Source organism: Gardnerella lacydonensis (genome assembly GCF_048545055.1).
Lineage (GTDB): Bacteria > Actinomycetota > Actinomycetes > Actinomycetales > Bifidobacteriaceae > Bifidobacterium > Bifidobacterium vaginale_C.
Genome location: NZ_JBKQXT010000004.1, coordinates 1 through 25513, shown reverse-complemented (window position 1 = coordinate 25513; position 25513 = coordinate 1). Strand labels below are relative to the sequence as shown.

At 43.0% G+C, this 25513-nt stretch carries 18 protein-coding genes and 3 tRNA genes; 18 read left to right on the top strand and 3 right to left on the bottom strand.

All coding sequences use genetic code 11. The features are described 5' to 3' along the window. The first annotated feature begins 2 nt into the window (after window positions 1–2). From ACJV45_RS05125 to ACJV45_RS05095, 7 genes are all read left to right on the top strand, one after another. Window positions 3–2054, top strand: a complete 2052-nt coding sequence (locus ACJV45_RS05125) for an ABC transporter ATP-binding protein (protein WP_020761941.1) — start codon at window positions 3–5, stop codon at window positions 2052–2054. A 123-nt stretch (window positions 2055–2177) separates the two neighbouring features. Next, window positions 2178–2251, top strand: a tRNA-Asp gene (locus tag ACJV45_RS05120). A gap of 43 nt (window positions 2252–2294) precedes the next feature. Continuing rightward, window positions 2295–2367 (top strand) — tRNA-Phe (locus ACJV45_RS05115). A 167-nt stretch (window positions 2368–2534) separates the two neighbouring features. Further along, the gene (trmB, locus tag ACJV45_RS05110) at window positions 2535–3434 is read left to right on the top strand and encodes a tRNA (guanosine(46)-N7)-methyltransferase TrmB (RefSeq protein ID WP_020761950.1); all 900 of its coding nucleotides are present in this window, start codon (window positions 2535–2537) and stop codon (window positions 3432–3434) included. Window positions 3435–3508: 74 nt separating this feature from the next. Further along, window positions 3509–3580: transfer RNA gene (locus ACJV45_RS05105), tRNA-Glu, on the top strand. Window positions 3581–3850: 270 nt separating this feature from the next. Then, complete coding sequence (gene glmM, locus ACJV45_RS05100; protein ID WP_020761951.1) at window positions 3851–5263, top strand: phosphoglucosamine mutase; 1413 nt, start codon at window positions 3851–3853, stop codon at window positions 5261–5263. 200 nt (window positions 5264–5463) lie between these two features. Then, window positions 5464–6117: a peptide deformylase gene (locus ACJV45_RS05095; RefSeq protein WP_004112219.1), complete on the top strand. Its 654-nt coding sequence runs from the start codon at window positions 5464–5466 to the stop codon at window positions 6115–6117. A 69-nt stretch (window positions 6118–6186) separates the two neighbouring features. Here the strand turns inward: ACJV45_RS05095 and glnA are convergent, their stop codons facing one another. Then, a complete protein-coding gene (gene glnA, locus ACJV45_RS05090; RefSeq protein ID WP_019261314.1) occupies window positions 6187–7623 on the bottom strand; it encodes a type I glutamate--ammonia ligase in 1437 nt (478 codons plus the stop codon). Between the two features lie 174 nt (window positions 7624–7797). Between glnA and ACJV45_RS05085 the strand changes: the two genes are divergently transcribed. The 5 genes from ACJV45_RS05085 to ACJV45_RS05065 all read left to right on the top strand — a co-directional run bounded on the left by ACJV45_RS05085 (window position 7798) and on the right by ACJV45_RS05065 (window position 15607). Continuing rightward, a complete protein-coding gene (locus tag ACJV45_RS05085; RefSeq protein WP_419397793.1) occupies window positions 7798–9390 on the top strand; it encodes an AI-2E family transporter in 1593 nt (530 codons plus the stop codon). Then, window positions 9387–10613: a glycosyltransferase family 2 protein gene (locus tag ACJV45_RS05080; protein ID WP_004115768.1), complete on the top strand. Its 1227-nt coding sequence runs from the start codon at window positions 9387–9389 to the stop codon at window positions 10611–10613. The genes ACJV45_RS05085 and ACJV45_RS05080 overlap by 4 nt, the downstream gene beginning before the upstream one ends. A 507-nt stretch (window positions 10614–11120) precedes the next feature. Then, window positions 11121–11999 carry an ABC transporter ATP-binding protein gene (locus tag ACJV45_RS05075; protein WP_419397792.1) on the top strand — a complete coding sequence of 293 codons (879 nt, stop codon included), beginning with the start codon at window positions 11121–11123 and terminating at the stop codon, window positions 11997–11999. A gap of 15 nt (window positions 12000–12014) precedes the next feature. Beyond that, entirely contained in the window at window positions 12015–13667 is a 1653-nt protein-coding gene (locus tag ACJV45_RS05070; RefSeq protein ID WP_419397791.1) for a hypothetical protein, read from the top strand. A gap of 155 nt (window positions 13668–13822) precedes the next feature. Continuing rightward, window positions 13823–15607 (top strand): D-alanyl-D-alanine carboxypeptidase/D-alanyl-D-alanine-endopeptidase, encoded by a 1785-nt coding sequence (locus ACJV45_RS05065; protein WP_415698635.1) that lies wholly within the window; start codon window positions 13823–13825, stop codon window positions 15605–15607. Between the two features lie 411 nt (window positions 15608–16018). Here ACJV45_RS05065 and tilS read toward each other — a convergent pair whose 3' ends face one another. Further along, window positions 16019–17116 carry a tRNA lysidine(34) synthetase TilS gene (tilS, locus tag ACJV45_RS05060; protein ID WP_419397790.1) on the bottom strand — a complete coding sequence of 366 codons (1098 nt, stop codon included), beginning with the start codon at window positions 17114–17116 and terminating at the stop codon, window positions 16019–16021. Between the two features lie 69 nt (window positions 17117–17185). Between tilS and hpt the strand changes: the two genes are divergently transcribed. From hpt to ACJV45_RS05030, 6 genes are all read left to right on the top strand, one after another. Continuing rightward, window positions 17186–17740, top strand: coding sequence for a hypoxanthine phosphoribosyltransferase (hpt, locus tag ACJV45_RS05055; RefSeq protein ID WP_419397789.1), 555 nt, complete (start codon window positions 17186–17188; stop codon window positions 17738–17740). A gap of 190 nt (window positions 17741–17930) precedes the next feature. Beyond that, on the top strand, window positions 17931–20198 hold the full coding sequence (ftsH, locus tag ACJV45_RS05050; protein WP_419397788.1) for an ATP-dependent zinc metalloprotease FtsH: 2268 nt from the start codon (window positions 17931–17933) through the stop codon (window positions 20196–20198). A gap of 97 nt (window positions 20199–20295) precedes the next feature. Next, window positions 20296–21369, top strand: coding sequence for a dihydroneopterin aldolase (locus tag ACJV45_RS05045; RefSeq protein ID WP_419397787.1), 1074 nt, complete (start codon window positions 20296–20298; stop codon window positions 21367–21369). Then, entirely contained in the window at window positions 21369–21878 is a 510-nt protein-coding gene (locus ACJV45_RS05040; protein WP_004122989.1) for a DUF3180 domain-containing protein, read from the top strand. Before ACJV45_RS05045 ends, ACJV45_RS05040 begins: the two co-directional genes overlap by 1 nt. Window positions 21879–22019: 141 nt before the next feature. Beyond that, window positions 22020–23696, top strand: a complete 1677-nt coding sequence (gene ettA / locus ACJV45_RS05035) for an energy-dependent translational throttle protein EttA (RefSeq protein ID WP_004122991.1) — start codon at window positions 22020–22022, stop codon at window positions 23694–23696. Window positions 23697–23766: 70 nt separating this feature from the next. Continuing rightward, entirely contained in the window at window positions 23767–24765 is a 999-nt protein-coding gene (locus ACJV45_RS05030) for a lipid II:glycine glycyltransferase FemX (RefSeq protein WP_004115724.1), read from the top strand. A gap of 425 nt (window positions 24766–25190) precedes the next feature. On the opposite strand, the gene ACJV45_RS05025 is transcribed toward ACJV45_RS05030, so the two are convergent. After that, the coding region (locus ACJV45_RS05025) for a hypothetical protein (RefSeq protein WP_419397786.1) at window positions 25191–25513 on the bottom strand (323 nt) is incomplete at its 5' end.

Here is a 25513-nt window from a genome sequence, read left to right as displayed (position 1 = left end):
CAATGTCTAATAATAAAACGGCTCACTCTTCTAAAAAAGATTCAGCTATTAGTTGGAAAACTCTTAGCAGACTTGCCTCTTATGTGCTTGTGTATCGAGTTAAAATTTGCGTAATTATTGCATCAATAATAGTTAGCGCAATTGTGCAAGCTGTAAGTGCAGTGTTTTTGCAATCTCTTGTTGACTTGTATATTCTTCCGCTTGTCGGCAAACATAATCAGGATTGGATGCCTCTTATTCGCATGATTATTCTGATGGCAAGTGTATACGCTGTTGGCGTGTTTTGTTCTTGGCTTTGGAGCAGGCTTGTTGCGAATATATCTGAAAGTGTTATGCGTGATTTAAGAGATTCTATGTTTAAGCATCAGCAGAAGCTTTCGTTGCGTTACTTAGATTCTCAAGGTTACGGCGATATTATGAGCCGTTACACAAACGATACTGAGGTTCTTCGTAACGCAATTTCGTGGGCTTTTCCGGACTCTTTTTCTGCACTAATGTCAATTTTGGCAGCGTTTATATCTATTATGTGCTTATCGCTTCCGGTTGCAGTTTTTGTAGCTATATTTACTGTAATATTGCTTTATTTAGTGCGTTTTATGCTAAAGAAATCTGGCAGTTTATTTGAGCAATTCCAGCATGCATTAGGCGAGTTAAATGAGTTTGTTGAAGAATCTGCAACTGGCAGCAAAGTGATTAAAATTTTTAATCATGAGGAAGATTCTATTGAAAAATTAGATAATTGTGTAGAAAAAGTGCAAAAAATTTCTGCAAGTGCGAATTCTTATGCGAATAATGTAATGCCTGTTATTAGCAATGCAAGCTATTTGCTTTATGTATTAATTGCTTTATTTGGTGCGTGGGCTGCTTCAGCTGGTTTGCCAACGCTGGGATTAGCTGGATCTAGTACTCTTACATTAGGTACGCTTATATCTTTGCTGGCACTTTCGCGCGCATTTATTAACCCTATTGGCGAAATTACAATGCAAGCTAACGCACTTATGATGGCTCTCGCAGGAGCTTCTCGTATTTTTGAGTTACTTGATGAAAAGCCAGAACTTGATTCTGGCAGTGTGCAATTAGTTAAAGTGCGTGTACTTCAGTCTGCTGAAGAGCTTGAAGAAAAATCAGCATTTGATGTGCTTGAAGAAGTAGACGAAAAATCTGAAGGAAGCAATATTTATTGGGCTTGGAAAAGATCAAAGCAAGATAATGGCACTAAAGCCAAAAAGCGAGCTCAAAACTTAAGTGAAATGGCTCAAGAGATTGTGTGTCATGCAAAGCGAGATGCTCGCACTTCTAAAGATGGTCGCTATACTTTGCTTCGAGGAGACGTACGTTTTATAGATGTGATTTTTGGGTACAAGCCTGATCAAACTGTTTTACATGATATTACTTGGTTTGCTCGCGCTGGACAAAAAGTTGCGCTTGTAGGGGCTACAGGCGCTGGCAAAACCACAATAGCTAATCTGTTAACTCGTTTTTACGACATTAACGATGGGCAAATTTTGTACGATGGAATTGATGTGCGTGATATTCGCAAAAATGATTTACGTCATGCGGTTGCTACAGTTTTGCAAGACATTAGTTTATTTAGCGGAAGCATAATGGACAATATTCGCTACGGATGTCTTGATGCTAGTGATGAAAGTTGCATAGCTGCAGCAAAGTTAGCTCATGCAGATTCGTTTATTTCTCAACTGCCAGAAGGGTATAATACGCAGCTCAAAGATGGAGGGAAAGGACTTTCGCAGGGCCAAAAACAGCTGATTGCTATTGCGCGAGCTGCTGTTGCGAATCCTCCTGTGCTGATTTTAGATGAAGCTACTTCGTCAATCGATACGCACACAGAAGCGCTTGTTCAAAGCGGAATGGATGCTTTAATGCAAGATCGTACTGTGTTTGTTATTGCCCACAGGCTTTCTACAGTGCGAAACGCGGATGTGATTATGGTATTAGATCATGGCAGGATTATTGAGCGTGGTTCGCACGAGGAGCTGTTGGCAAAGCGCGGAGAATATTATCAGCTTTGTACAGGTGCGATTGAGTTGGAATAATTTGGAATGAGGCTGTGTTTTTGCTTGATTTTAAGCTGCAACACGCCGAACACGCTTTGGAGCTTGCTTTTCTGTCAGGATTCTGTAAGATAGTGACTCGGCTGTTCGAGAGAACAAAGCCACGGCCCCGTAGCTCAGTTGGTTAGAGCGCCGCCCTGTCACGGCGGAGGTCACCGGTTCAAGTCCGGCCGGGGTCGCGATTAGTAGGAGACCCGGTTCGCCGGGTTTTTTATTCATCTTGGCTCTGTAGCTCAGTTGGTAGAGCGAACGACTGAAAATCGTTAGGTCAGCGGATCGATCCCGCTCGGAGCCACTGTCAAAATAAGCGTTAGAAGTGTTTGATTGCTTCTAGCGCTTTTTTGTTTTTGCGTCTTACCTATATTATCCATCCTCACCCTGTTTCGCTGCTTTGATACCATACGATGAGTTGATATTATGAGTCGTAGTTGAACAATTTTATGTGAATAGAAGTGGAATAAAGTGAAAGAATCTCAAATAATAAATTTGCAATCTGACGAATTAGAATCCAATATTTTGGAATCTGATGAATTGAATGGTATGAATAAGCATAAAAACAATAAAGATAATAAAGACAATGGTTCTGCTAGAGTAATTCTTTCTTTTGTAAGAAGGTCTGCTCGTTTGGACGCGCGTCTTGAGCGTGCAAAAGAGCGATATTCAAGCCAATATTTATTAAATGTTGAAGATAGTTTAGGGTCTTTACGTGTAAAAAGCGATTTGTTGGTAGACTCCAACTGGGTTGCTAAAAATTGGGGTAATTCGAATCCTCTTATTGTAGAAATAGGATCTGGTCAGGGCGAAAATATTGTAGCCGCAGCCGAATCAAATCCAAATACTAATTTTCTTGCACTAGAAGTTTATGATCCAGGAGTGGCACACACAATGCTATTAGCTGGAAAACAGGGTGTAGAAAATCTTAGAATAGCGCAAGTTAATGCACCTGATTTTCTAGCTTCATGCTCTAATGGTGTTTTGAAAGAAGTTTGGACTTTCTTCCCAGATCCATGGCCTAAAATGAGACATCACAAGCGTAGGATTGTACAGCCTTCTTTGGCGGATGCGGTGCATAATGCACTTATTGATAAAGGCATTTGGAGAATTGCTACGGATATTGAGGATTATGCACTACATGTTCATGAAGTTATGGATGAACGAGAAGATTTTGAAAATACTGGAAAGTTACAAGTAAGTTTGCCGATTGAGCATGTTGGCAAGGGCAATGCTCAAGATGCTAAAGATTTGCCTCACGCTGATTTCGCGGAATCTGTAAGATTTGAAGGTAGGGTTTTGACGAATTTTGAGCGTAAAGGATTAGAAGCAGGTAGAAAAATTCACGATTTGACTTATGTTGCTAAATGAGTGACAAAATGATTCAACACGCCGTAATTTGCTATGTGAGTTTATGAGTGTTAATATCATATGGTTTGGTTAAAGCCCCCTTCGTCTAACGGTTAGGACACCAGACTTTCAATCTGACAACAAGAGTTCGACTCTCTTAGGGGGTACAAATTCTAAGCCACTTAGTTTGCTAAGTGGCTTTTTGATTATCAATGTCTTGTTGCAAGTAGTGATTTCAGGGTAGCGATTACTCCGATTGCCCGTAATTCAACCAAAGTTAATTGCAAATAAGAAATAAGATTATGCTAGTGGTCAGTGGCGCGTTTAGTGGCATGCAGGGTAAAATGATGAACAGCGTGTGTTTACAAGATTATTTGTAGATAATATACAAAATGTGTAAATAGCAATGACTATTAGTTAGACGAAAGAGGCTGGTTATGCCAAATATGTTCGGAACAGATGGTGTTAGGGGATTAGCCAATCGAGATTTAACCGCGCAGCTTGCATTAGATTTAGGCGATGCTGCAGTACGTGTTTTAGGCGAGACAACGCATAGTAGCGAGTCGCATAACGAAGATGCAGGAAAGAAAATGCATGCTCGACGCAGAGCGTTGGTTGGACGAGATACTAGAGTTTCTGGAGACTTTTTAGCATCGGCTTTGGCTGCTGGAATGAGTGCGGGCGGTTTTGATGTGATCGATGCTGGCATAATACCAACTCCTGGCGTGGCTTTTCTAACTTCTGTGCTCAATGTAGAAATGGGAGCTGTGATCTCTGCTTCGCATAACCCAATGCCAGATAACGGCATTAAGTTCTTTGCACGCGGAGGCTTTAAACTTCCAGATAGTAAAGAAGACGAGATTGAGGCTGTTTTAGGAAAAGAATGGCAGCGTCCTACAGGCAGCGGCGTTGGACGAATCAGCCACGATACTACTACAGCTACAAATCTTTATATTGATCATCTTGTTTCTTCTGTTGCTCCATTAAACAGCGAAACATCAACACGTCCAAAACCTCTTTCGGGATTAAGAGTTGTGGCAGACTGCGCAAATGGTGCAACGTCTGTAGTAGCACCAGAAGCATTGCGCAGAGCAGGTGCAGAAGTAATAGTAATTAACGCTTCTCCAGACGGATACAACATTAATGACCACGCTGGTTCCACACATCCAGAACAATTGCAAGCTATGGTTAAGGCATCTAAGGCCGATTTAGGAGTAGCTTTCGATGGTGATGCAGACCGTTGCCTAGCTGTAGACGAAAATGGAAACATGGTTAATGGCGACCAAATTATGGGCATTCTTGCGCGTTCTAAGAAAGCTGAAGGAAAGCTGAATCACAATACTCTTGTTGTTACAGTAATGAGCAATCTTGGATTAAAGCTTGCGCTAAAAGACATGGGTATTTCCACTGTTCAAACAAGCGTCGGAGACCGCTACGTTCTAGAAGAGATGCTTAGAGGCGATTATTCTCTTGGCGGTGAGCAGTCGGGTCATGTGATTAATCGCGAGTTTGCAACCACGGGAGATGGCACACTTACAGCACTTACGCTGTGTCGCGAGGTTGTGCGCGAGGGAAAGAAGCTTTCGCAAATGGCTGCCGACTTCCCTCAGCTTCCGCAATGCTTAGTCAATGTGCCGAATGTAGATAAGATGGCGTCTAAAACTAATGCTGCTGTTCTTAAAGCGGTAGAAAAAGAAAGCGCGCTTTTGGGAGATACGGGGCGCGTTCTTCTTCGACCAAGCGGAACAGAACCACTTGTGCGCGTTATGTGTGAAGCCGCGACGCAAGAGCAAGCAGATGAGGTTTGTGCACGACTCGCGCAAGTTGTAACGGATAATCTTAAGCTGTAGCGCGCAAGCGATATTCTCGCGAGAATTTCAGCTTTTTGTATCTCGACACACTGTGAATCGCTACAAAAAGCAGATAACCTTGATATACTAATCCTTTTGGTATTGTTGTTTGAATGTATGTGATTTAGCAACAATAGTCAAAGTTGGCTTTGTAAATTACTTTAGAAGTTTTGTAGAATTAGACTTGGTAAAGGAGCCCTATGTTTACGCATCACGCAAGTGTTGATACTAAGCTTAGCCGCGCGGTGGAGCGCCTTTTAGATTCCGCTACAGATGATGGCGTGCTATCTATAGTTCAAGCAGGAGAGCCTGTGTTAAGACAACGAACAGTGGCTTACGACGGTCAGCTAACACGTGCTACTCTTAACAAGCTTATTTCGCTTATGCACAGCACCATGTTAGATGCACCAGGAGTTGGCTTAGCTGCTCCACAAATTGGTTTAGGTCTTGCAATTGCTGTTGTAGAAGACCATGTTCGAGACGATGCAGATGATCCTAGGGATATTGCAGAATTGCCATTTAGGGCGATTATAAATCCTCACTATGAACCAATCGGAACACAAACACGCAGTTTTTACGAAGGATGCTTGAGTGTTGCAGGATATCAGGCGGTTCGTCAGCGTTGGTTAGATATTCAAGCTACATGGCAAGATGAAGATGGTAAGCAGCATTCTGAACGTTTGCATGGTTGGCCAGCGCGAATCTTCCAGCATGAAACAGATCATTTACGCGGAGAGCTTTATATTGATCGTGCTGAGATGCGCTCGCTTTCTACAGATGAAAATCTTGAAGATTATTGGGCAGATGAGGCTGTTCCTGTAACAGCTGCTAGAACACTCGGTTTTGCGATTTAAAATAAAAGACGAATGCAAAATAAAATCCCCCACAAGTTTTCTTGCGGGGGATTTTATTAATCACAAATATCAGATATGGAAGTAAAGCTCATATTCGAGTGGCGTTGGAGCCAAACGAGCCATATCCATCTCCTCATGCTTTAGATTAAGCCAAGTCTCAATCAAGTCGCTAGTAAACACATCGCCTTGCATAAGGAAGTCGTGATCTTCTTCCAAAGCTTGCAGAGCCTCACCAAGCGAAGAAGGAACCTGCTTAATGCCGTCGTGCTCTTCTGGAGGAAGCTCGTAAAGATCTTTATCAACAGGAGCAGGAGGCTCAATGTGGTTCATAATGCCGTCTAATCCAGCCATAAGCTGAGCAGAGAACGCCAAGAATGGATTGCAGGAAGGATCCGGAGCGCGGAACTCAATGCGCTTAGCAGAAGGAGCCTCGCCAGCAAGAGGAATACGAATAGCTGCAGAACGGTTACGAGCAGAGTAAACCAAGTTGACTGGAGCTTCGTAGCCTGGAACAAGGCGGTGGTAAGAGTTAAGCGAAGGATTTGTAAAAGCGAGCACAGAAGACGCGTGCTTAATCAAACCGCCAATGTACCAGCGCGCAATATCGGAAAGCTGAGCGTAGCCAGTTTCCGCATAGAACAATGGCTTGCCATCCTTCCAAAGCGACTGATGGCAGTGCATGCCAGTGCCGTTATCGCCAGCAATTGGCTTTGGCATAAATGTTGCAGCCTTACCAGCCAAAGCAGCAGTTTCATGAACAACGTACTTGTATTTCATTAAGTCGTCGCCAGCATGAACAAGCGTATTGTAGCGGTAGTTGATTTCCTGCTGACCTGCGCCGCCAACTTCGTGGTGAGAACGCTCAAGAATCAAGCCGACCTTCTGCAAATTGTAAACCATGTCATCACGTAAATCTTGATTGTGATCAACAGGTGGCACAGGGAAGTAGCCGTGCTTTACGCGATTCTTAAAACCAATGTTGTTGCTGCCATCATCTTCGGTATCAATGCCAGAATTCCATGGAGCTTCGTTGGAATCAACCTCGTAGAAGGAACGCTGCATGTCGTTTGCAAAACGCACCTTGTCAAAAATGAAGAACTCGGCTTCTGGAGCAAAGCTTGCGGTATCGGCAATACCAGTTGCCTTTAAGTAGGCTTCGGCTTTAATTGCCACCTGACGAGGATCCCTAGAATAAGGCTCATCTGTTACAGGATCCACAATCGAAAAAGCAACGTTCAAAGTCTTATGCTTGCGGAATGGGTCAATGTAAGCGGTGTCTACGTCTGGAATAAGCTTCATGTCGGACTCGTTAATAGCTTGGAATCCTTGCATAGAGGAGCCGTCGAAAGCCATTCCATCAGTAAACGCGCTGTTTAAGAACTCGCTTGCAGGCACAGTAAAATGCTGCTGAACGCCAATCAAATCGGTAAATCGAACTGATACGTATTCAATGCCTTCTTGCTTAATCAAAGCTTCGGCATCTTCTTTAGTTTGTAAAGCGGTCATGCCACAATCCTTTCGTAAAAATCTCAGTAAATAGTTTAGATTGTTGCATAAGATTTTGGATTTCAGCGACTCGACTATCTGGTTACGATTGTGTTACACGCTACTCATTTGTGTTTATATGCACAAAACATGCAAGCGGTTCGTGCTCTCACGCTATAAAGTACAATGTATTTTATGAATAATAAAGAACAACATGAAGGCAGTATAGATAATCACGGCACAAGTGCAAAGCTTGATTTAGCCGCGATTTTCCCAGCCAAAGGGGATGATAGGCGCCCGCCAGATTGGCTTAGCCGCGCGCTTATGTATGCTGTTATTGCAGCGTTCGTAGCGATTTTTGTGTGGTTTGCTTGGGGAAATATCGCCTTTATAGTCTTCGATGTTGTAGTATCCATTTTTATAGCGTTGGCAATTGAACCTCTTGTTGTGCGGCTCATAAAACACGGGTGGAGTAGAGCTTTTGCATCTTTGGCAAGCTTGTTTGGGTTGCTTGCAATAGTTATTTTGCTTCTTGTGCTTTTTGGTAATCTTTTTGTGCAACAAGCAGTTTCCATGGTTTTAGGTCTACCTGATTTATACAACCAGTTTGCCCATTTTGTACTAAATTCCACTGGTTTCAAAATGCCAAACATTGAGCAACTCGGCATGGAAATTCTTAAACACGTTCAAACCTCCTGGGTTGTAGATTTTGCTGGACAAGCAATTAATACAACGTGGGGATTATTGGCGGTTTTGCTTGATTTGCTCACTATTCTTATGGTGACCTATTACATTTCTGCAGCTGGTCCTTCTATGCGCAGAAGTGTGTGTAGGCTGTTGAATCCTAAGTCTCAGAGGCGATTTTTATTTATCTGGTCCGTTGTACAGGAGCAGATATCAAGCTTCCTATTTTCGCGCACAATTTTGGCAGCTATTAACGCAACGGGTACTGCGATTTTCCTAATATTCATGAATGTTCCATATTGGCTTCCGCTTTCACTGTTTTGTGGAATCGTTTCGCAATTTGTTCCGACAATAGGAACATATTTAGGTGGAGCACTACCAATTTTATTTGCGTGGGGATCTAACGGTTTTGGATCAGCTATAGCAGTTTTGATTTTTGTGACAATTTATCAGCAGATTGAAAACATGGTGATTTCCCCTAAGATTTCCGAAAAAACCATGGACTTAAATCCTGCCGTAGCCTTTTTATCGGTGTTGATTATGGGTGCCGTGTTTGGTGCTCTCGGTGCATTCTTAGCACTTCCAGTAACCGCTAGTTTGCAGGCAATTCTCAAAGTTTGTACAAAACAATACAATCTAGTTTCTTCACCTTTAATGGACGATCCAAAGCCTAATCGTAAATCAATTATGGTTACAAGTGTTGAAGCGATAAGAAACAGTTTTGTTAAACCTGTTAAAGATAGTGTGCTTAGAGTTATGAAAGGCTCTTCATCTCGAGTATCTATTAACGAAGACATTATGTATTGGTATAAGCAAGCCTATAATTCTTCAGACGAAACTATTGAAAATGAAAATTCAGTTGACGATTCTGGGTATGTTGAAACTATGGCAATTTCACGCGATATTTTAGACGCTGTAAATAAGGGTATTGCTAAAAAACGCGCAGAAAATTCAGATTCGGATAAGTCGCCAGCAACCGATCGAGATAAGGAACAACTAAAGTCAAAAACAAATAAATCTGGTACAATTCCAAACGAAAATAAAAACGAAAATAAAAAAGCAACAAACACAAATAGTAATCCACGAAGTGGGTGGAATAAATGATTCTTTTGTCTATTTTCGACGTTTTAGTAATCATAATTGGCGTAAGTAGCGTTGTATATCAAGGTGTTTGCGCAGTCGCGTCGCTTGTAGCAAAGCCTATTGTGTTTCCGCAAGCACCAATGGACAAGCATTACGCTGTTCTAATATCCGCGCGCAATGAGGAGGCTGTAATAGGAAACCTCATAAAATGCATACAATCCCAAACTTACGATCAAAAATTAATCGACATTTGGCTAGTCGCCGACAATTGCACCGACAGCACGGCGCAAGTTGGAAGAGAGTACGGGTGCAATGTTATAGAGCGATTCGATAAGCAGCATATTGGCAAAGGCTACGCTTTAAGCTACCTGCTGGATCACATAATGGAGCTTGGAAAAGACAAAGATTACGACGCGTACTTTGTTTTCGATGCCGATAATAAGCTGGATTTGCACTATTTTGAAGAGATGAACAAAGGATTCCACGCAGGATACCAGATTCTAACAAGCTACAGAAATTCTGTTAACTTATCGGATAATTGGGTGTCTTCTGGGTCGGCATTGTGGTTTATACGCGAATCGCGATTTACCAACAATTCGCGCATGCTTTTTGGGTCTAGCTGCCATGCAGGCGGAACAGGATTCATGTTTTCGCGCGAAATCATGCACAGAAATCGTGGGTGGAAGTTCCATTTGCTCACAGAAGACCTTGAGTTTACAATGGACTCGATTTTGCACGGAGACAAAGTTGGTTATTGCGGATCGGCGGTTCTCTACGACGAGCAGCCAGTATCGTTTAGGCAAAGCTGGAGACAGAGGCTGCGCTGGAGTAAAGGATTCTTGCAAGTGTTCCGCTATTACGGAGCAGCTCTTATACGTCACGGAATCCGCGAGCGCGATTTTTCATCAGTTGACTTTACGCTTATGCTATGCCCGTTTATGGTGCTTGCGATTGTGCGACTCATACTCGGATTTATTTTTGCCGCGTTTGGATTCGTCACTTGGACAAGCCAGATTGACTCGACGCTTAACTTTATAACCACTACTGTCACAAGCGTTTTAGGTATGATGGTGTTTGTTTCGCTTACCATTCTTGTAGAACACGATAAGCTTGGAGCCACTAACAAAGAGCTTTTTGCGTACGCACTCAGCTTCCCTATTTTTATGCTTTCGTACGTGCCGATTGCGTTCCAAGCTGTGTTCTCTAAGAGCGAGTGGAAGCCGATCCATCACACGGGGCGGTAAATCGGAGCGAGCGCGCGAAATTCTCTGTTTGGTGTTGCGCTACTTCCTGTTTGGTGTGTAGGAGGGCTGGGTGTTCCTACGTTCGCGTGTTATAGCGCATTATTTCTTACTTGGTATTGCGCGAAGTTTGAGTATTTCTCTCCTCGCAAGTGACGCGCTCCTTTACGGGGGTCTTATGAACGTTAATATTCCAAGGCCTCAGTATGGCGCTATTTATTGCTCGTAGAGAAATACATCAAACCTTCTGGATATCTAAAACTTTTGCGTGGTTTTTATCACCGAGATTCTCGATTTTTCTTCTTCATTCGATGAATCACCATCAAAGATGCTGAGGTTCATCTCATTCAGTGCGAAAAATCTCGAATCTCTACTGTGCTTGCTGTAATTTATGCAATCTCGTAGTGTGTTTATACGCAAGATATGAGATAATAGAAGCCTTGGTGTAAACGTGCGATTGCGCATAATGTGGCGCAATACGTGCGTTTATCTGTATGTTGCGAGGTTCTTATGGTAGATTCTGTTCCTTCTGCAAATATGTCTGGCAGTATTCCAGTTTTTGGCGCAAGCGCTTACGACGCTACTAACGAAGAAGTTCCGGCGGTTTCTATTCGCGGATTTGTTAAGACTTTTGGCAAAAAAGTTGCTGTAGATAATCTTTCTTTAGACATTCCAGCAGGCTCTTTCTACGGATTGGTAGGTCCGAACGGTGCTGGCAAAACTACTACGATTAAAATGCTTACGGGCTTGCTTATGCCAGATGCTGGCTCGGCTTCGATTTTTGGCAACGACGTTTGGAGTGATGTAAATAGTGCTAAGCGCGCAATCGGTTTAATGCCTCAAGCAGACGAGATTTTTAAGACGATTACTGGACTTCAGCTTTTAACTTACGCTGGCATGCTTCGCGATATGAGCCGTGCTGAATCCGTAAAGCGTGCAAACGACTTGCTTTCTGCTTTCGACTTAACAGAAGCTGCAAATACTATTGTTTCTGACTATTCAACTGGTATGACGAAGAAGATTTGCCTTGCAACAGCTATGATTCACAGCCCGCGCGTGCTTGTGCTCGATGAGCCTTTTGAGGCAGTTGACCCTGTTTCTAGCGCAAATTTGAAGGATATTCTTGCCGAGTATGTTTCTACTGGCGGAACGGTGATTATTTCTTCGCACGTTATGGAATTGGTTGAAAAAATGTGCTCGCACGTGGCGATTATTAACGAAGGTCATGTTGCAGCTTCTGGCACTCTTGAAGAAGTTGCTCAGGGCAAAGATCTTGAAGATCGCTTTATGGAGCTTGTTGGCGGACGTCACGCGGCTGCGCGCATCGACTGGCTTAACGGTGGTAAGTCTGACAACGCTCCTGCATCTTCCACCGATCTCAACGCTTAAAAAAGGAGAGCCGTAATGTCTATGATTTTCACAATGGTTCGCCTTCGCTGGGCGCTTACTTTTTCTGTTATGCGAAAGTCGATTTGGCAAAAAATCGGCTTTGGTATAGTCATTGTTTTTGGACTTGCGATTATATGCGCTCTTGGTTTTGCTGGTTTTCAAGCGGGAAAGTATCTTGATCCAGGAATGCTTGCAGATACTAAAAATTGGCAGGAATTCCAAGTTGTTCCAATAATGATTGCGTCGATTGCATCAATTTTTACGCTGTTTATAAACCTGTTTATGCTCGGCAGCGACACAACACTAAAATCGCGCAGTTTTGCGCTTTATGGCATTCCTCACGTAAAGCAGCAAGCTGGCATGCTTCTTGGCTCTCTTTTTGGAGCGTTTTCAATAAGCTGTACAATCGCGCTTGCTTTGTGGTCTTTAGCGTACAGAAACTTTGGAATTTTACCAGTTTTAGTAAGCGTAATTGCAGCTCCGCTTTATGTTGCAACAATCGTGTCTTTAAGCAAAATGCTTATTGAGCTTTTGGATACTATTTTAATAAACAAGCGTTCAAGAAACATTTTTTACTTTGTTATTTTCGTAGCGTACATGCTTTTTGTTGCGTCAATGAACAGGCATAGCAGTACGCCAAATGGAATTGTGTTTGGCTCAAGTTTCTGCGCTGTATCTGCTTTTACACCATTAAGTGCTGCTATGGCTTTGCCTCTTGACGCCATTAATGGCAATTGGCTTGCGCTTGTTATTCGCTTCTTTATTTGCGTTGTAACGATTGCTGTTTGCTTTGCAATTTCCGTGTTTTGCGCAAAATTAGAGCCGAAGCTACTTCGCGGCGAGCAAAAAACAGTTGTTAAAACTAAGGGAATCGGCTTGTTTGCAGCAGTTCCAGACAACATAGTTGGTGCGATTATTGCGCGAATTGTTAGCGTTATGAGAAGAGATATGCGTCAACTATTTTTGCTTCTTACGCCGCTTTTTATTCTGATAGTTGCAGGAGGAACTAGTTTTAATGCTAAAGGATTTGGTTCTATAGCACAGGACATAGGCGTTTCTAGCTGGCTTATGTATGCTGCTTTGCTTATGGGCATGGTTGTTGGGAACAATATTGCATACGATGGCACAGCTTTTACTATGCACGCGATTATTGGAGTAAAAGGTTTGCACGATCGTTTAGCGCACGCAATAGTTTGGTCCGTGATTTGCGCTGTGTACTTTGCAATTCTTGGAATAGGGGTTTACGTTTTCCTTTTCTTTGTAGCAAATATTCATCAAAATATGAATGCAGTTATGTTCCAAACTCTTTCTCCAATCGGAGTAGCTTTTGCGACCATAGGCATAGGCTTAATTTCTTCGTGCATTGCAATGTACCCTGTGCCGTCAATCGAAAAGCCATTTTCTAGGCCGCAAGGTTCTGCAGGCGCTAGATCCTTTGCTCCAATAGGTTTTTCGCTTCTTTCTGCAGTATGCATGATTCCTTCGGCTGCGGCTGTGATTGTGTTTTTGCTTCTTGCGCCGCAACTGCTGTGGATTGCATTCATTCTGTTTGTAGTAAACGGATTTGTTGTGTTGGTTGTTGGCGTAATTCTTGGTGGCAAAGTAATGGATAAGCGCATGATTCGCATTGTAGAAAACTTGCGCAGATTCGCCTCGATTACTGCTTGAGTATTAATGCGCACGCCTCTATAAAAAAACTATATTATGCACACAAACTTACTCTCGGCATATGCAAGTGTATAGTTTGTATAGTTGTAAAGAATTGCAATTAACTTAAGTACATACACATACAACTTAAGTACATACACATAGGCGGCGTGCGCATGCAAGACGATGAAGACCTTAAGAATCTAGATAACATAGTCGAGATTCCAGAAGATGCTTTCACGTCGAAAGAGGCTAGGGAAAAAGCTGGTTTTAAGTCCAGTTTGCAAACAATATCGCAAAAAGTACCCTCGCCAACAGTATCGCAAAAAAAGCAAGCCGAAACATTGGATGAATCGCCAGCAACCGAACTTAGTGTAGAAAACCACACCAATGGCTCTATGTCAACAAACCGTTTTCTAGTCTGCTTAATATCGGTAATTGGCGTAATTTCTTTAATGGGTGGCTATATTCTGTTTGATTGCCAAGATCTTTTGCAAAATCGTTTTATTAATCAGTTTGAAATTGCTGCGCGTGATCATAAGACTTTTCAAAAGTTAACTAGCCCAAGACCTAAGAGATTAGCTAAATATGCTAGCTTGCTTAAGCAGGTGGATAAGAATAAGCCTGTTGACAAGTCATCTGCGGAAAAGATTTTGCAGGAATTTTTTGAATATCAAGGTCTTGGTCCTAATGCTTCAGCTGTTATTGCTGATGCAAACGGAAAGATTATAGCTGGTAAAAATGAAAATCTTGCTTTGCAGCCTGCGTCTACTATGAAAACGCTTACGGCTCTAGCTGCCTCGCATGTTCTAGACATGGGCTCGACTCTTTCTACAACAGTTTACGCAAACTATGTTGGAAGCTCTAGAAATGCTGATTCTGCTGTATCTGGCGTGAAAAATGGTTTTGCTAGGCTCGTTCTTCATGGCGGCGGCGATATGCTGATGGGTGCTGCAACCAATGATCCAAATCATGTAAATGGTAGAGCTGGTCTTGAAACTCTTGCTAGCAATACTGTGAATTCGCTTAAAAAACAAGGTGTAAAAGTTGTTGAGCTTGCTGTTGATGATTCCTTGTTTGGAGAGAAACGCTATCCTGATTTGATTCATGAAAATGATGAAGAAGGACGTTTTTATGCGCCAACATCGTCTTTAGCTGTTGATGAAGGCAGAGATCGTAATTTTGCAGCATGGGTGGCTGCTGGTAATGATGCTGATGACCCAGATGATTATCCACTTTTAGATCGGCATCCAGCTGTAAGTACGGGATTAATTTTTGCGAATCTACTCAAAAAATTTGGTATTGATGTGAGAACTTGGAGCACTGATTCTGCAAAAATTGGCAAAACTTCCAAGATTGATGGATTATCATCCATATATGTTAGCTCTAGAAAACCGATGATTTCCTCTGATTTTAAGCAAATAGCCCGCGTTTCTTCTGCTCCACTTAACGAAATTATGGCATATATGCTAAGGCATTCGGACAATTCTATTGCGGAAGAATTTGGTCGTCTTACTGCGCTCGCTATGCGTAAAAGTAATTCTCCAGAAGGTGCCACAGATGCTGTACGCGACGTTTTGCGCGATTTAGGCGTTGATATAAACGGATTGCACATGTCTGATTGTTCTGGGCTTTCGCCTAAGTCCGCTGTTCGTGCTGTGACTCTTGTGCAAGTTCAGGCTCAGAATCTTAAAATCGGTAAAGGTGCTGCAGCAGCAGAAGGCTTAGCTTTACCTGGTGTATGGTGCACTTCGGCACGCCATCGTTTGTCAGATCCTTCGGCAGCTGGCTTACTGCGTGTTAAAACTGGTTTTCTGGGTGATGTGTCATCTATGGTTGGCAATGTTTCTAGAAGATCTGGTGGAGCTCTAACTTTTGCTGTTGTTGTGAATCCGCCTGGAGACATTGGATACACTTTTACAGGCGTGAATAAGATGATGGCTGAGCTAACTAATCTTTAGTGCGCGCCAACCTGCCTTCAGCTTAGAGCGTAGCGCGATTCTCCTATTTGTTGTTGCGCGAGGTTTGCGTATTTCTCTCCTCGCAAGTGACGCGCACTTTTACGGATAGTTTATGAACGTTAATATTCTAAGGTTTTAGGTTTGAGTATGGCGCTATTTATTGCTCGTAGAGAAATACATCAAACCTTCTGAATATCTAGGACTTTTGCGTGGTTTTCATCGCCGAGATTCTCGATTTTTCTTGCTCTCTCGGCGAGTCACCACCTTCGGCGCTGAGGCTCGCCTCTTTCGCTGCGAAAAATCTCGAATCTCCACCTAACTTGGCGTAACCACGCTCGAACGATTTTCCGCATTTTGTACCATATTTGACCGAAATCACGTATAAATGCGCACTCTGACCTGCCTTCAAGCTCAGTCAAAGCGCGCGCAAATAGTTATAGTCTGTGATTTTCTGCTTGCCGCATATCCGCCAGGAAGAGCTACAGGTTTTTGACCGTGCCAGTTTGTAATTAGCTCGTCGATTGATTCTATATGATTTGACGAAAAACGTATTCCAGCGGCGGTTAGAGCGCGGGCGATTATTCTGCGTCTTATCGAAGTGTGTTGTTTTGTTAAAGGTGATATTGCTATTTTTACTTCGTGTGCGCAAGAATCATAATTTTGCTTTAAAATCGTCTCTTTTTCTATTACGTCAACCTGAGAATTAATGTAATCTAAATCGTCTTGTGCAAATTTGGCACCTTTGGCAAGTAGTAAAGTCATGTCTGTAGCAAAAAACCGTGAAATATAAGGCATTAGAGTATGTCTTATTCTTGAGCGAAGAGGGTATGACTTTGGTAGTTCAACATCGCTTGGTGTTAAATCGCCGTTTGTTGGATCATCCCACCACTCAATGCCCAAATCTTTGCAAATATTGGTTGTTTCAAGCCTTCTAAGGTTAATTAGCGGTCTAGCAAAACGTATTCCACTTCGAACCGTAATATTTTTCATTCCAGCTACAGCCTCAAGACCTGCAGAGTCTCGTAAACCTATAATCACTGTTTCTGCTTGGTCGTCAGCCGTGTGCGCTAAAAGAACTGCGGATGCACCCAAATCCTTAGCCGCGTCAATAATAGCAGCGTATCTAGCGTCTCTTGCTGCAGATTCTTCTCCTTTTTCGCCATCTTTAACTTGCACGGATTCAACGAATATAAGTGATTTGTCTACTCCTAAACTTGCAACAGTATTAGCAGCGTCTTGTGCAACTTTTGCGGATCCTTCTTGCATGTTGTGGTTCACTATAATCGCTGCACATCGAATACCTCTGCTTGCGCACACTTTGACTGCCAGTGCTGTTAATGCTAGCGAATCGCGTCCTCCAGAGCATGCTACCAGCACGATTGGTGCGTTTGGTAAAGCCAAATGTTGCCCGTGCTGCAAGAATTGTGGATCTTGCACTTCTAGCCCAAGATTATCGAAGCAGCGTTTTACTTCGCCAATTCCTTTACGCCAACTAGGTGAGTAAACCATGCTTATAGTCTAAATCATAATGCGTAAGTTGTAACACGTCCGTCATTCGTTTATGCAATCATAGTTAGCATGCAGATTGCTGATATAAGAGATGATATTGATTACGAATTGATCAGTCACGAAGAACTTATGAAGCGTATTCGTGAGGTTGCGGCTCAAGTTAGTAAAGACTACGAGAACCGCGATATTTTGCTTGTTGCAGCGCTTAAGGGTGCTGTTAACACGCTTGCTGTTTTCTCGCAGGAGCTTAGTCTTAATGCTCCTATGGATTTCATGAGTCTTTCCAGTTATGGCAGTGGCACTAAAAGCAGCGGTCAGATTACGGTTCGTGAGGACTTGACTACTGATGTTCGCGGACGAAACGTGCTTATTGTTGAAGATATTGTTGATTCTGGCAAGACTTTGGATTGGCTCGTTAAAGAGCTTAATAGCAGAGGCGCTGCGAGTGTGAAGGTGTTTGCGCTTCTAACTAAACCTGCTCGTCGCGAAGTTGAAGTTGATATTACTTACGTTGGATTCGAGATTCCAGATGCTTTTGTAGTTGGTTTTGGAATGGATTACGACGAAAAGTATAGGAATCTTGATTCTATCGCGGTTCTTAAGCCATCTGTGTATGAATCTTAAGTATTCTTTATTGATTTTGAGTAGTAATCTTAAGAAACTTTGGTTAGTCTTAAAAAATCTTGATTAATTTTAGGTAATCTTGAATAATTAAGTACTGATAATAGAAACCAAATAGTAGGATTTAATCCTAGTTTTAAGCATATTTCTATGTAAGGAGCCTTCAGAAGGATCCTGAAAGGAGCCTGATTATATGGGCGCTTCTCCAATGTCGCCTCGCGGACCTATGGGTGGACCTATGAAAAGTCCTTTGGGAGGTAACGGGAATAATCCGTTCCTTCCGCCTAATTTTGGAAAAAATCCAGATAGGAATAGTGGGAATAATAAGAACAATAAAAACAAGAACGGCAATAAGAATCAGAATGGTAATGATTCGCAGAATGATAATAATCCTGATTCTCGTCGTAAGTTCTTTAAATCTCCTTGGACTTGGATTGTTCTTCTTGTGATATTGTCTGTAGCAGGATTCCAGATGTTTGTGCATAACGGTACACAGACAATTGATACGCAAGATGGCTTGGAGTTGCTTCATAAGCGTAGTGCAAATTATGTAGAGGTTATTGACAACAAACAGCTTGTAAAGCTTACGCTTGACAAGAAGTATGTTAAGTTCGATAAGCGCGATAAGCAGAAGCACGATTATGGAAAAGACGTGCAATTCTACTATACGATTGCTCAGAGTAAGACTGTTGTTCAGGATATCGAAAAAGCTAAGCCAGTTAATGGTTGGACTGTTAGCATGCAGTCTTCTAGCATAATTTCTTATCTGATCACATCTATGCTGCCGATTTTGATTCTGCTTGGGCTTGTTTGGTTCATGTTTGGCAGAATGGCAAGCGCTGGCGGCGGAATGCTTGGAATGGGTGGCGGCCGTGGTCGTGGAAAGCTTTTGGAAGGTCAAACACCTAAGACTAAGTTTGCGGATGTTGCAGGTGAACAGTCTGCTGTAGAAGAAGTTGAGGAAATTAAGGAATTCCTTAAGGATCCTTCTCGCTACAAGGCTTTAGGAGCGCGTATTCCGCGCGGTGTGCTGCTTTATGGCCCTCCAGGAACTGGTAAGACTCTTCTTGCGCGTGCTATTGCAGGCGAAGCTGGTGTGCCGTTCTATGCTATGGCTGGTTCGGACTTTGTTGAGATGTTTGTTGGTCTTGGTGCTTCTCGCGTGCGCGAGCTATTCGATGAGGCTAAGAAGAACGCTCCAGCAATCATCTTTATTGATGAGATTGATGCCGTTGGACGCCGCCGCGGTAGCGGTATGACTGGCGGTCACGATGAGCGTGAGCAAACGCTTAATCAGCTGCTTGTGGAGATGGACGGCTTCGATAACGACACTAATTTGATTATTATCGCTGCTACGAACCGCCCAGATGTGCTTGATTCTGCGCTTTTGCGACCAGGACGATTTGATCGTCAGGTTGCTGTGGAAGCCCCAGATTTGGAAGGTCGCGAGGCGATTCTTAGGGTTCACGCTAAAGGCAAGCCTTTTGTGCCAGACGTAGATCTTCATATGGTTGCTGTTCGAACTCCTGGTTTTACTGGCGCGGATTTGGCTAATGTGCTTAATGAGGCGGCTTTGCTTTGCGCTCGTTCTGGCGCTCAGCTTATTGACAATCGCGCTATTGACGAGGCGATTGATCGCGTTCAGGCTGGCCCTAGAAAGAAGTCTAAGGGCATGGCTTTGGATGAGTTGCGCAACACGGCTTATCACGAAGGTGGTCACGCGCTTGTTGCTGCTGCCTTGCATCACACGGATCCTGTTACTAAGGTTACGATTTTGCCTCGCGGACGCGCTCTTGGATACACGGCGGTTATGCCAACTAGTGATCGCTATTCTCAGTCGCGGAATCAGTTGCTTGATCAAATGGCGTATGCTATGGGTGGCCGTACTGCGGAAGAGGTTGTGTTCCACGATCCAACTACTGGCGCTTCTAACGATATTGAAAAAGCTACAGCAATCGCTCGTAAGATGGTTGTTGAATATGGTTTCTCCTCTAAGCTTGGTGCCGTAAAGTGGATGGACGCTGATCAGGATTCTTCTGGTTCTTTGGATTCTTTGCAATCGCGTAAGTTCTCTAATAAAACTGCCGAAGTGATTGATGAAGAAGTTCACAAGTTGATTGAAACGGCTCACACTGAGGCGTGGGAGATTATTAATAATAATCGTGATGTTTTGGATGAGTTGGTTCGTCAGCTTCTTGTTAAGGAAACGCTTAACGAGAAAGAGCTTGAGCAAATCTTCTCTAAGATTCGTAAGGCTCCAGAGCGCGATTTGTGGCTTTCTAATTCGGATCGTCCAGATTCGCCTCTTCCTCCTGTAGAGATTCCAGAAAGCTTGAAGCGAAATATTGGTGTTATTAAGGATGATGCCTCTGAGGGTAATTCTTCTAAAGATAATGCTGAGGATAATACTGAGGATAAGTCGCCAGCTGATTCTACAGATGAAGATAAAAGTCTAAAATAATAATTTAATTTAAATAATAATTTAATTTAACAATTTTACGCGCGGTGTTTAGCGATTATGCAAAGCATCGCGCGTATAATATTTTTGGGAGGCGATTATGGACACAATTAAGTTAAGTGGTATTAAACCGAGTGATACTGATGCTTTTATTGGCTTATATACTCGCCTTAGTGTTGACGCTGTTTTGAGTTTAGATTTGAGGGCAGCGGTTGCTGGCGACTCTACCCAAACGGTTGATATTGCCCAGATTTCTAAAAGACTTAGCCGCGTTTTGGACTCGTGTGTTCAAGATGATGATATTGCTAAGAATTCTTCGATTTGTTTGGAGCTTACGGCTGGAAGGCTACTGGATTCAGCTATGAAATCTTGGCTTGTTAAACAGGCAGAGATTACTGTTAATGTGCAGTTTAAAGCTGATTTTAACGATGCTTCTTATGATTTACCTAATGCAGATGGCGTGTCTATTACGATTCGTAGGGTTGCAGACGATGTGGAAACATCGCAGATTTTTGGATTGGCGAATCCTACGGACGCGTCGCTTTTTGCGGCTGAGCAGAAGGAAAAATTACAAGATGAGACTTCGAAAGATGAGTCGAGAGATAAGTCTAAAGATAAGTCGCAAGCAACCAGCGATTCTAATTCTTCTTTAGATTCTGTCTATAGCCAATCTGGCTATAATCCAATTATCACAACTGCAGTAGTGTCAATGCAGGGAGAAAAATCAGAGTCAACAAAATTCGCCATGCTAGATGTAATCACGAGTTTGGAGCAATCGAAAGAACCTATTTCAACTCAATTAGACGGCGTTTCGGCGCTATATCAGGTAAGCTCTGATAAAGGCGAAGAATATTCCGCAATAATAGTGGTATCTAGTACAATGGTAGAAGATGATTTAGCGCTTAAGATCAAAGAAATGCAGATTTCTCAAGAACAAAATTTGCGATTGAGAATTTTAGGCACGAGGCAATACGGATCTGATAGTTCAAACACAAAGACTATGGATTCAGATAGGCTTGATTCACCGCTAAATGCTGCACAATTGGAGCCATGGATGCAAATTGAGCCAGATGCTTCAATTGACGGAGAACCACTTGCGTACAAACTTGCGTTTGCTCCAGATGCGGCGCGAGTCGGTATTTATTCAGAACGTTGGATTATGGGAGAGTGTTGATGAAAGCTTACCGCACGCCTTGGTGGTACTTTGTACTCGGGGTGCTATTTGGATTTGTATTCGGCGCATTCCTGGTGTCTATTACGGAATCAAGCGCAATATCGCTTTCTGGTGCGCCGTGGGTTGTTCTTGCGTTTATGACAATTGGTGGAATAGTTACCTTTATTCTTACTTGGCAGACGCATCAGTATGCTACTGCAAAGCCAGAGGAGCATAAGCATTTAAATATGCAGCTTGCTGTTGCAGCTCTTATGCTTGCAAAAGCGCTTGGAATGGCTGGAGCGATTCTAACTGGCTGGTATGCTGGGCAACTATTCATGTGTTGGCCGCATGCAAATATTCCGCTCTATTCCAACATTATTCGTGAATGCATTATAGCTGGAATAGTATGTCTTGTAGACATGATTATTGGTATTGTGGGTGAGTGGATGTGCCAACTTCCTCCAGAAGATGGTGCGGATGCATCAAGTGGTACTTCCGACAGGGCACAGTCAGCTGCTGCGATTTAAAATTATTTAAAATATAAAAATTTAAAAATAAGTATAAAACCGAAATACAAAACATAAACACAAACCTAAAATTTAAAAATCTGCTGTAATAATTTAATTTTAATTCAATTTAAATTCAATTTTTAAGGATGGTATATTACTTTGGCTGAATTTATTTACCAAATGATTAAGGCACGCAAGTCTTACGGGGATCGCGTGATTCTAGACGACGTTACCTTAAGCTTCCTACCAGGCGCAAAGATTGGCGTTGTAGGGCCTAACGGCATGGGTAAATCAACGTTGCTGAAGATTATGGCTGGTTTGGAGAATGTATCAAACGGCGAGGCTTCGATTACGCCAGGTTATACCGTTGGAATTTTGCAGCAGGAGCCACCTCTAGATGAAACGAAGACGGTTGGCGAAAACATTAAGATGGCGTTTGGTGAGATTGCGCAAAAAGTAGCGCGTTTTAACCAAATCGGCGAAGAGATGGCAAATCCAGATGCTGACTTTGATGCGTTGATGGAAGAAATGGGTAAGTTGCAAACAGAGATTGATGCTGCAAATGGTTGGGATTTGGATTCTCAGCTTGAGCAGGCGATGGATGCTTTGCAATGCCCAGATCCAGATTCGCCTGTTTCTGTGTGCTCTGGTGGAGAAAGGCGTCGAGTGGCGCTGTGTAAGCTTCTTCTTGAAGCCCCAGATTTGCTGCTGCTGGACGAGCCTACAAACCATTTGGATGCTGAGTCTATTCTTTGGTTGGAACAGTTCTTACATAAGTATGAGGGTGCTGTTATTGCAGTTACGCACGATCGCTACTTTATGGATAACGTAGCAGAGTGGATCTGCGAGGTGGATCGCGGTCAGCTTTACCCATACAAGGGCAATTACACCACTTACTTGGAAACCAAGGCTAAGCGTATGGAAATCCAGGGCGCTAAGGATGCCAAGCTTGCTAAGCGCTTAAAGAATGAGTTGGACTGGGTGCGTAGTTCGCCGAAGGCTCGTCAGGCTAAGAATAAGGCTCGTTTGGAGCGTTACGACCAAATGGAGCAAGAGGCACGCAATTCCAAGAAGCTTGATTTTTCGGAGATTCAAATTCCTGCAGGTCCGCGTTTGGGTTCGCAAGTTTTGGAAGCGAAGCATATTCACAAGGCTTTTGGAGATCGCGTGTTAATCGACGACTTGTCGTTTACGTTGCCTCGTAACGGTATCGTTGGCGTGATTGGTCCAAACGGTGTTGGTAAGTCTACGCTTTTCAAGACGATTGTGGGCTTGGAGCCACTTTCTGGCGGCGAGCTTACAGTTGGAGACACTGTGAAGATTTCTTACGTAGATCAGAATCGCGCAGGTCTGGATCCTAATAAGAACTTGTGGGAAGCTGTTTCAGGCGGACTTGATTTTATTGAAGTTGCAGGCGTTGAAATCCCTACTCGCGCATATGTTGCAAGCTTTGGTTTTAAGGGGTCGGATCAGCAAAAGCTTACGGGCGTGCTTTCTGGCGGCGAGCGTAATCGCTTGAATTTGGCTTTAACTCTTAAGCAGGGCGGCAACTTGCTGCTGCTTGATGAGCCTACTAACGATTTGGATGTTGAGACGCTTGAAAGCTTAGAGAACGCTTTGCTTGACTTCCCAGGCTGCGCTGTAGTGGTGAGCCACGATCGTTGGTTCCTTGACCGCGTTGCCACGCATATTCTTGCGTGGGAAGGCGACGATGAGAATCCTGCAAAATGGTACTGGTTCGAAGGTAACTTCCAAGCTTACGAAGAAAATAAGATCGCACGCCTTGGTGAAGAAGCTGCTCGTCCTCATCGCTTGCATCGTAAGCTTACTCGCTAAATCGCGTATAACTCGTGCTATCAGAGTAAAACTGAATTAAAATCACGTATTGAGCTAAAAAGGAGAACAAATGCCGATACTTGATAAAAATGATTCTTCTAAAGTCCAAGAGTATGAGGAATTCATAAAACATTCGCCTTACGGAAACGCTATGCAAGATATGCGTTGGGCAGATGTGAAAAGCAACTGGATTAGTGAATACGTTTATCTAGAAGAAAACGGTAAGATCACGGCAGCAATGTCTGTTCTCGGCATAAAAGCTGTTGATGATAAAATGTTCCTCTATGCTCCTCATGGACCAGTAAGTGATTTTTATGATATAGAAACCACTAAGAAGCTGATTGAAGAAGCTAAGCCTCTTATTGAAAAGTACAATGCATTTTTGCTGCGAATGGATCCTTGCGTTAAAAACGATCAAGATCTTGTTAAGAAGTATAGAGAGCAAGGTTTTACTTTTAGGAGTGATGGGGAAAAACTTCACTCTTTCTCAAATCCTCGATATGAGATGATGCTAGATCTTGAGGGTAAGTCTACGGATGATCTTCTTGCTGGGTTTAGTGCGATGACAAGAAGGCACATAAGGGCTTCTTTAAAAGCTGGCGTTACATCTAGGTGGAGTCGTTCTCAGGAAGATATTGACAAGTTCTATGAGCTTACTGAGATTATGGCAAAAAGACACGGTATTACATACAGACCTAAAGAGTATTTTGAGAGATTGCTTGCAGCTTATCCAGAAATGAGAATTTATAGCACGGACTATGAGGGTGAGACTATTGCGTGCATGATTGGTTTGCCTTATAACGGTGAATTATGGTACATGTATGGTGCTACTGCGACCATGCAGGGCAAGGTGAGCCCAGGGTATTTGTCTATATGGGATTTGATTCAGTGGGCGCATGAGCTTGGAATGAAGTACTTTAACATGGGCGGTGTGTTCTCACTTGATGTTAGCGATGGTCTTTATTTCTTTAAGTATGGTTTCTGCAAGGCTACTGATCCGTTTATTTGGATTGGTGAGCTTGATGTTGTTGCAGATGAGGATGCATACAGCAAGTTTGTTAATAGGTAATCGCCAGAAAATTTGCTATTGCTAGAGTGCTGTAGTGCGCGAGCTATATTGAATCTGGTGCAAAGTGCGTCATATGTCGTTCGCGCGCTACAGCGCGAGCTTGCGTCTTCGCCTGTTTTTGTTTCTTTTATCCCGCGTTTGTTTCTTTTATCCCGTGTTTGTTTCTTTTTGCCCGAGTTTGTTCCCAAAATCGCCAAATACGTAAACAAACGTGGGCAAGTGTTCCCGCATTTGTTTACCAAATGGGTCAAAAAGGGAACAAACGCGAGAAAGTGTTCTTGCTTTTGTTTACCAAAACACTAAATACGTAAACAAACGCGGGGAAATCGTTCGCGCGTTACAGCGCGTTCATGTATTCGCCGCACGTAAAGTCCAGTGGACTTTACGTGCGGGCCAAATCACGCTTTGAAGGAGCTTGAAATGCGTTATGCAATTTCAAGCTCAGTCAAAGCGCCTCTCGCGCTACGCTTTAAGCGCGAAGTCGTAGATTCGCCTGTTTTTGTTTCTTTTATCCCGTGTTTGTTTCCAAAATCGCCAAATACGTAAACAAACGCGGGCAAGTGTTCCTGCTTTTGTTTACCAAATGGGTCAAAAAGGGAACAAACGCGGGAATTTAATTGGGTGCGATTGTCTTGTAGCGTGGCATTTGATGTGGCGCCGGTGTGGTATTCGGTTTGCTGTGATGTTTGTGCGGTGCCAGTTTGATGTTGATGTGGTGTCGGCGTGTTGCGTGTGTGGGTTGTGAGGA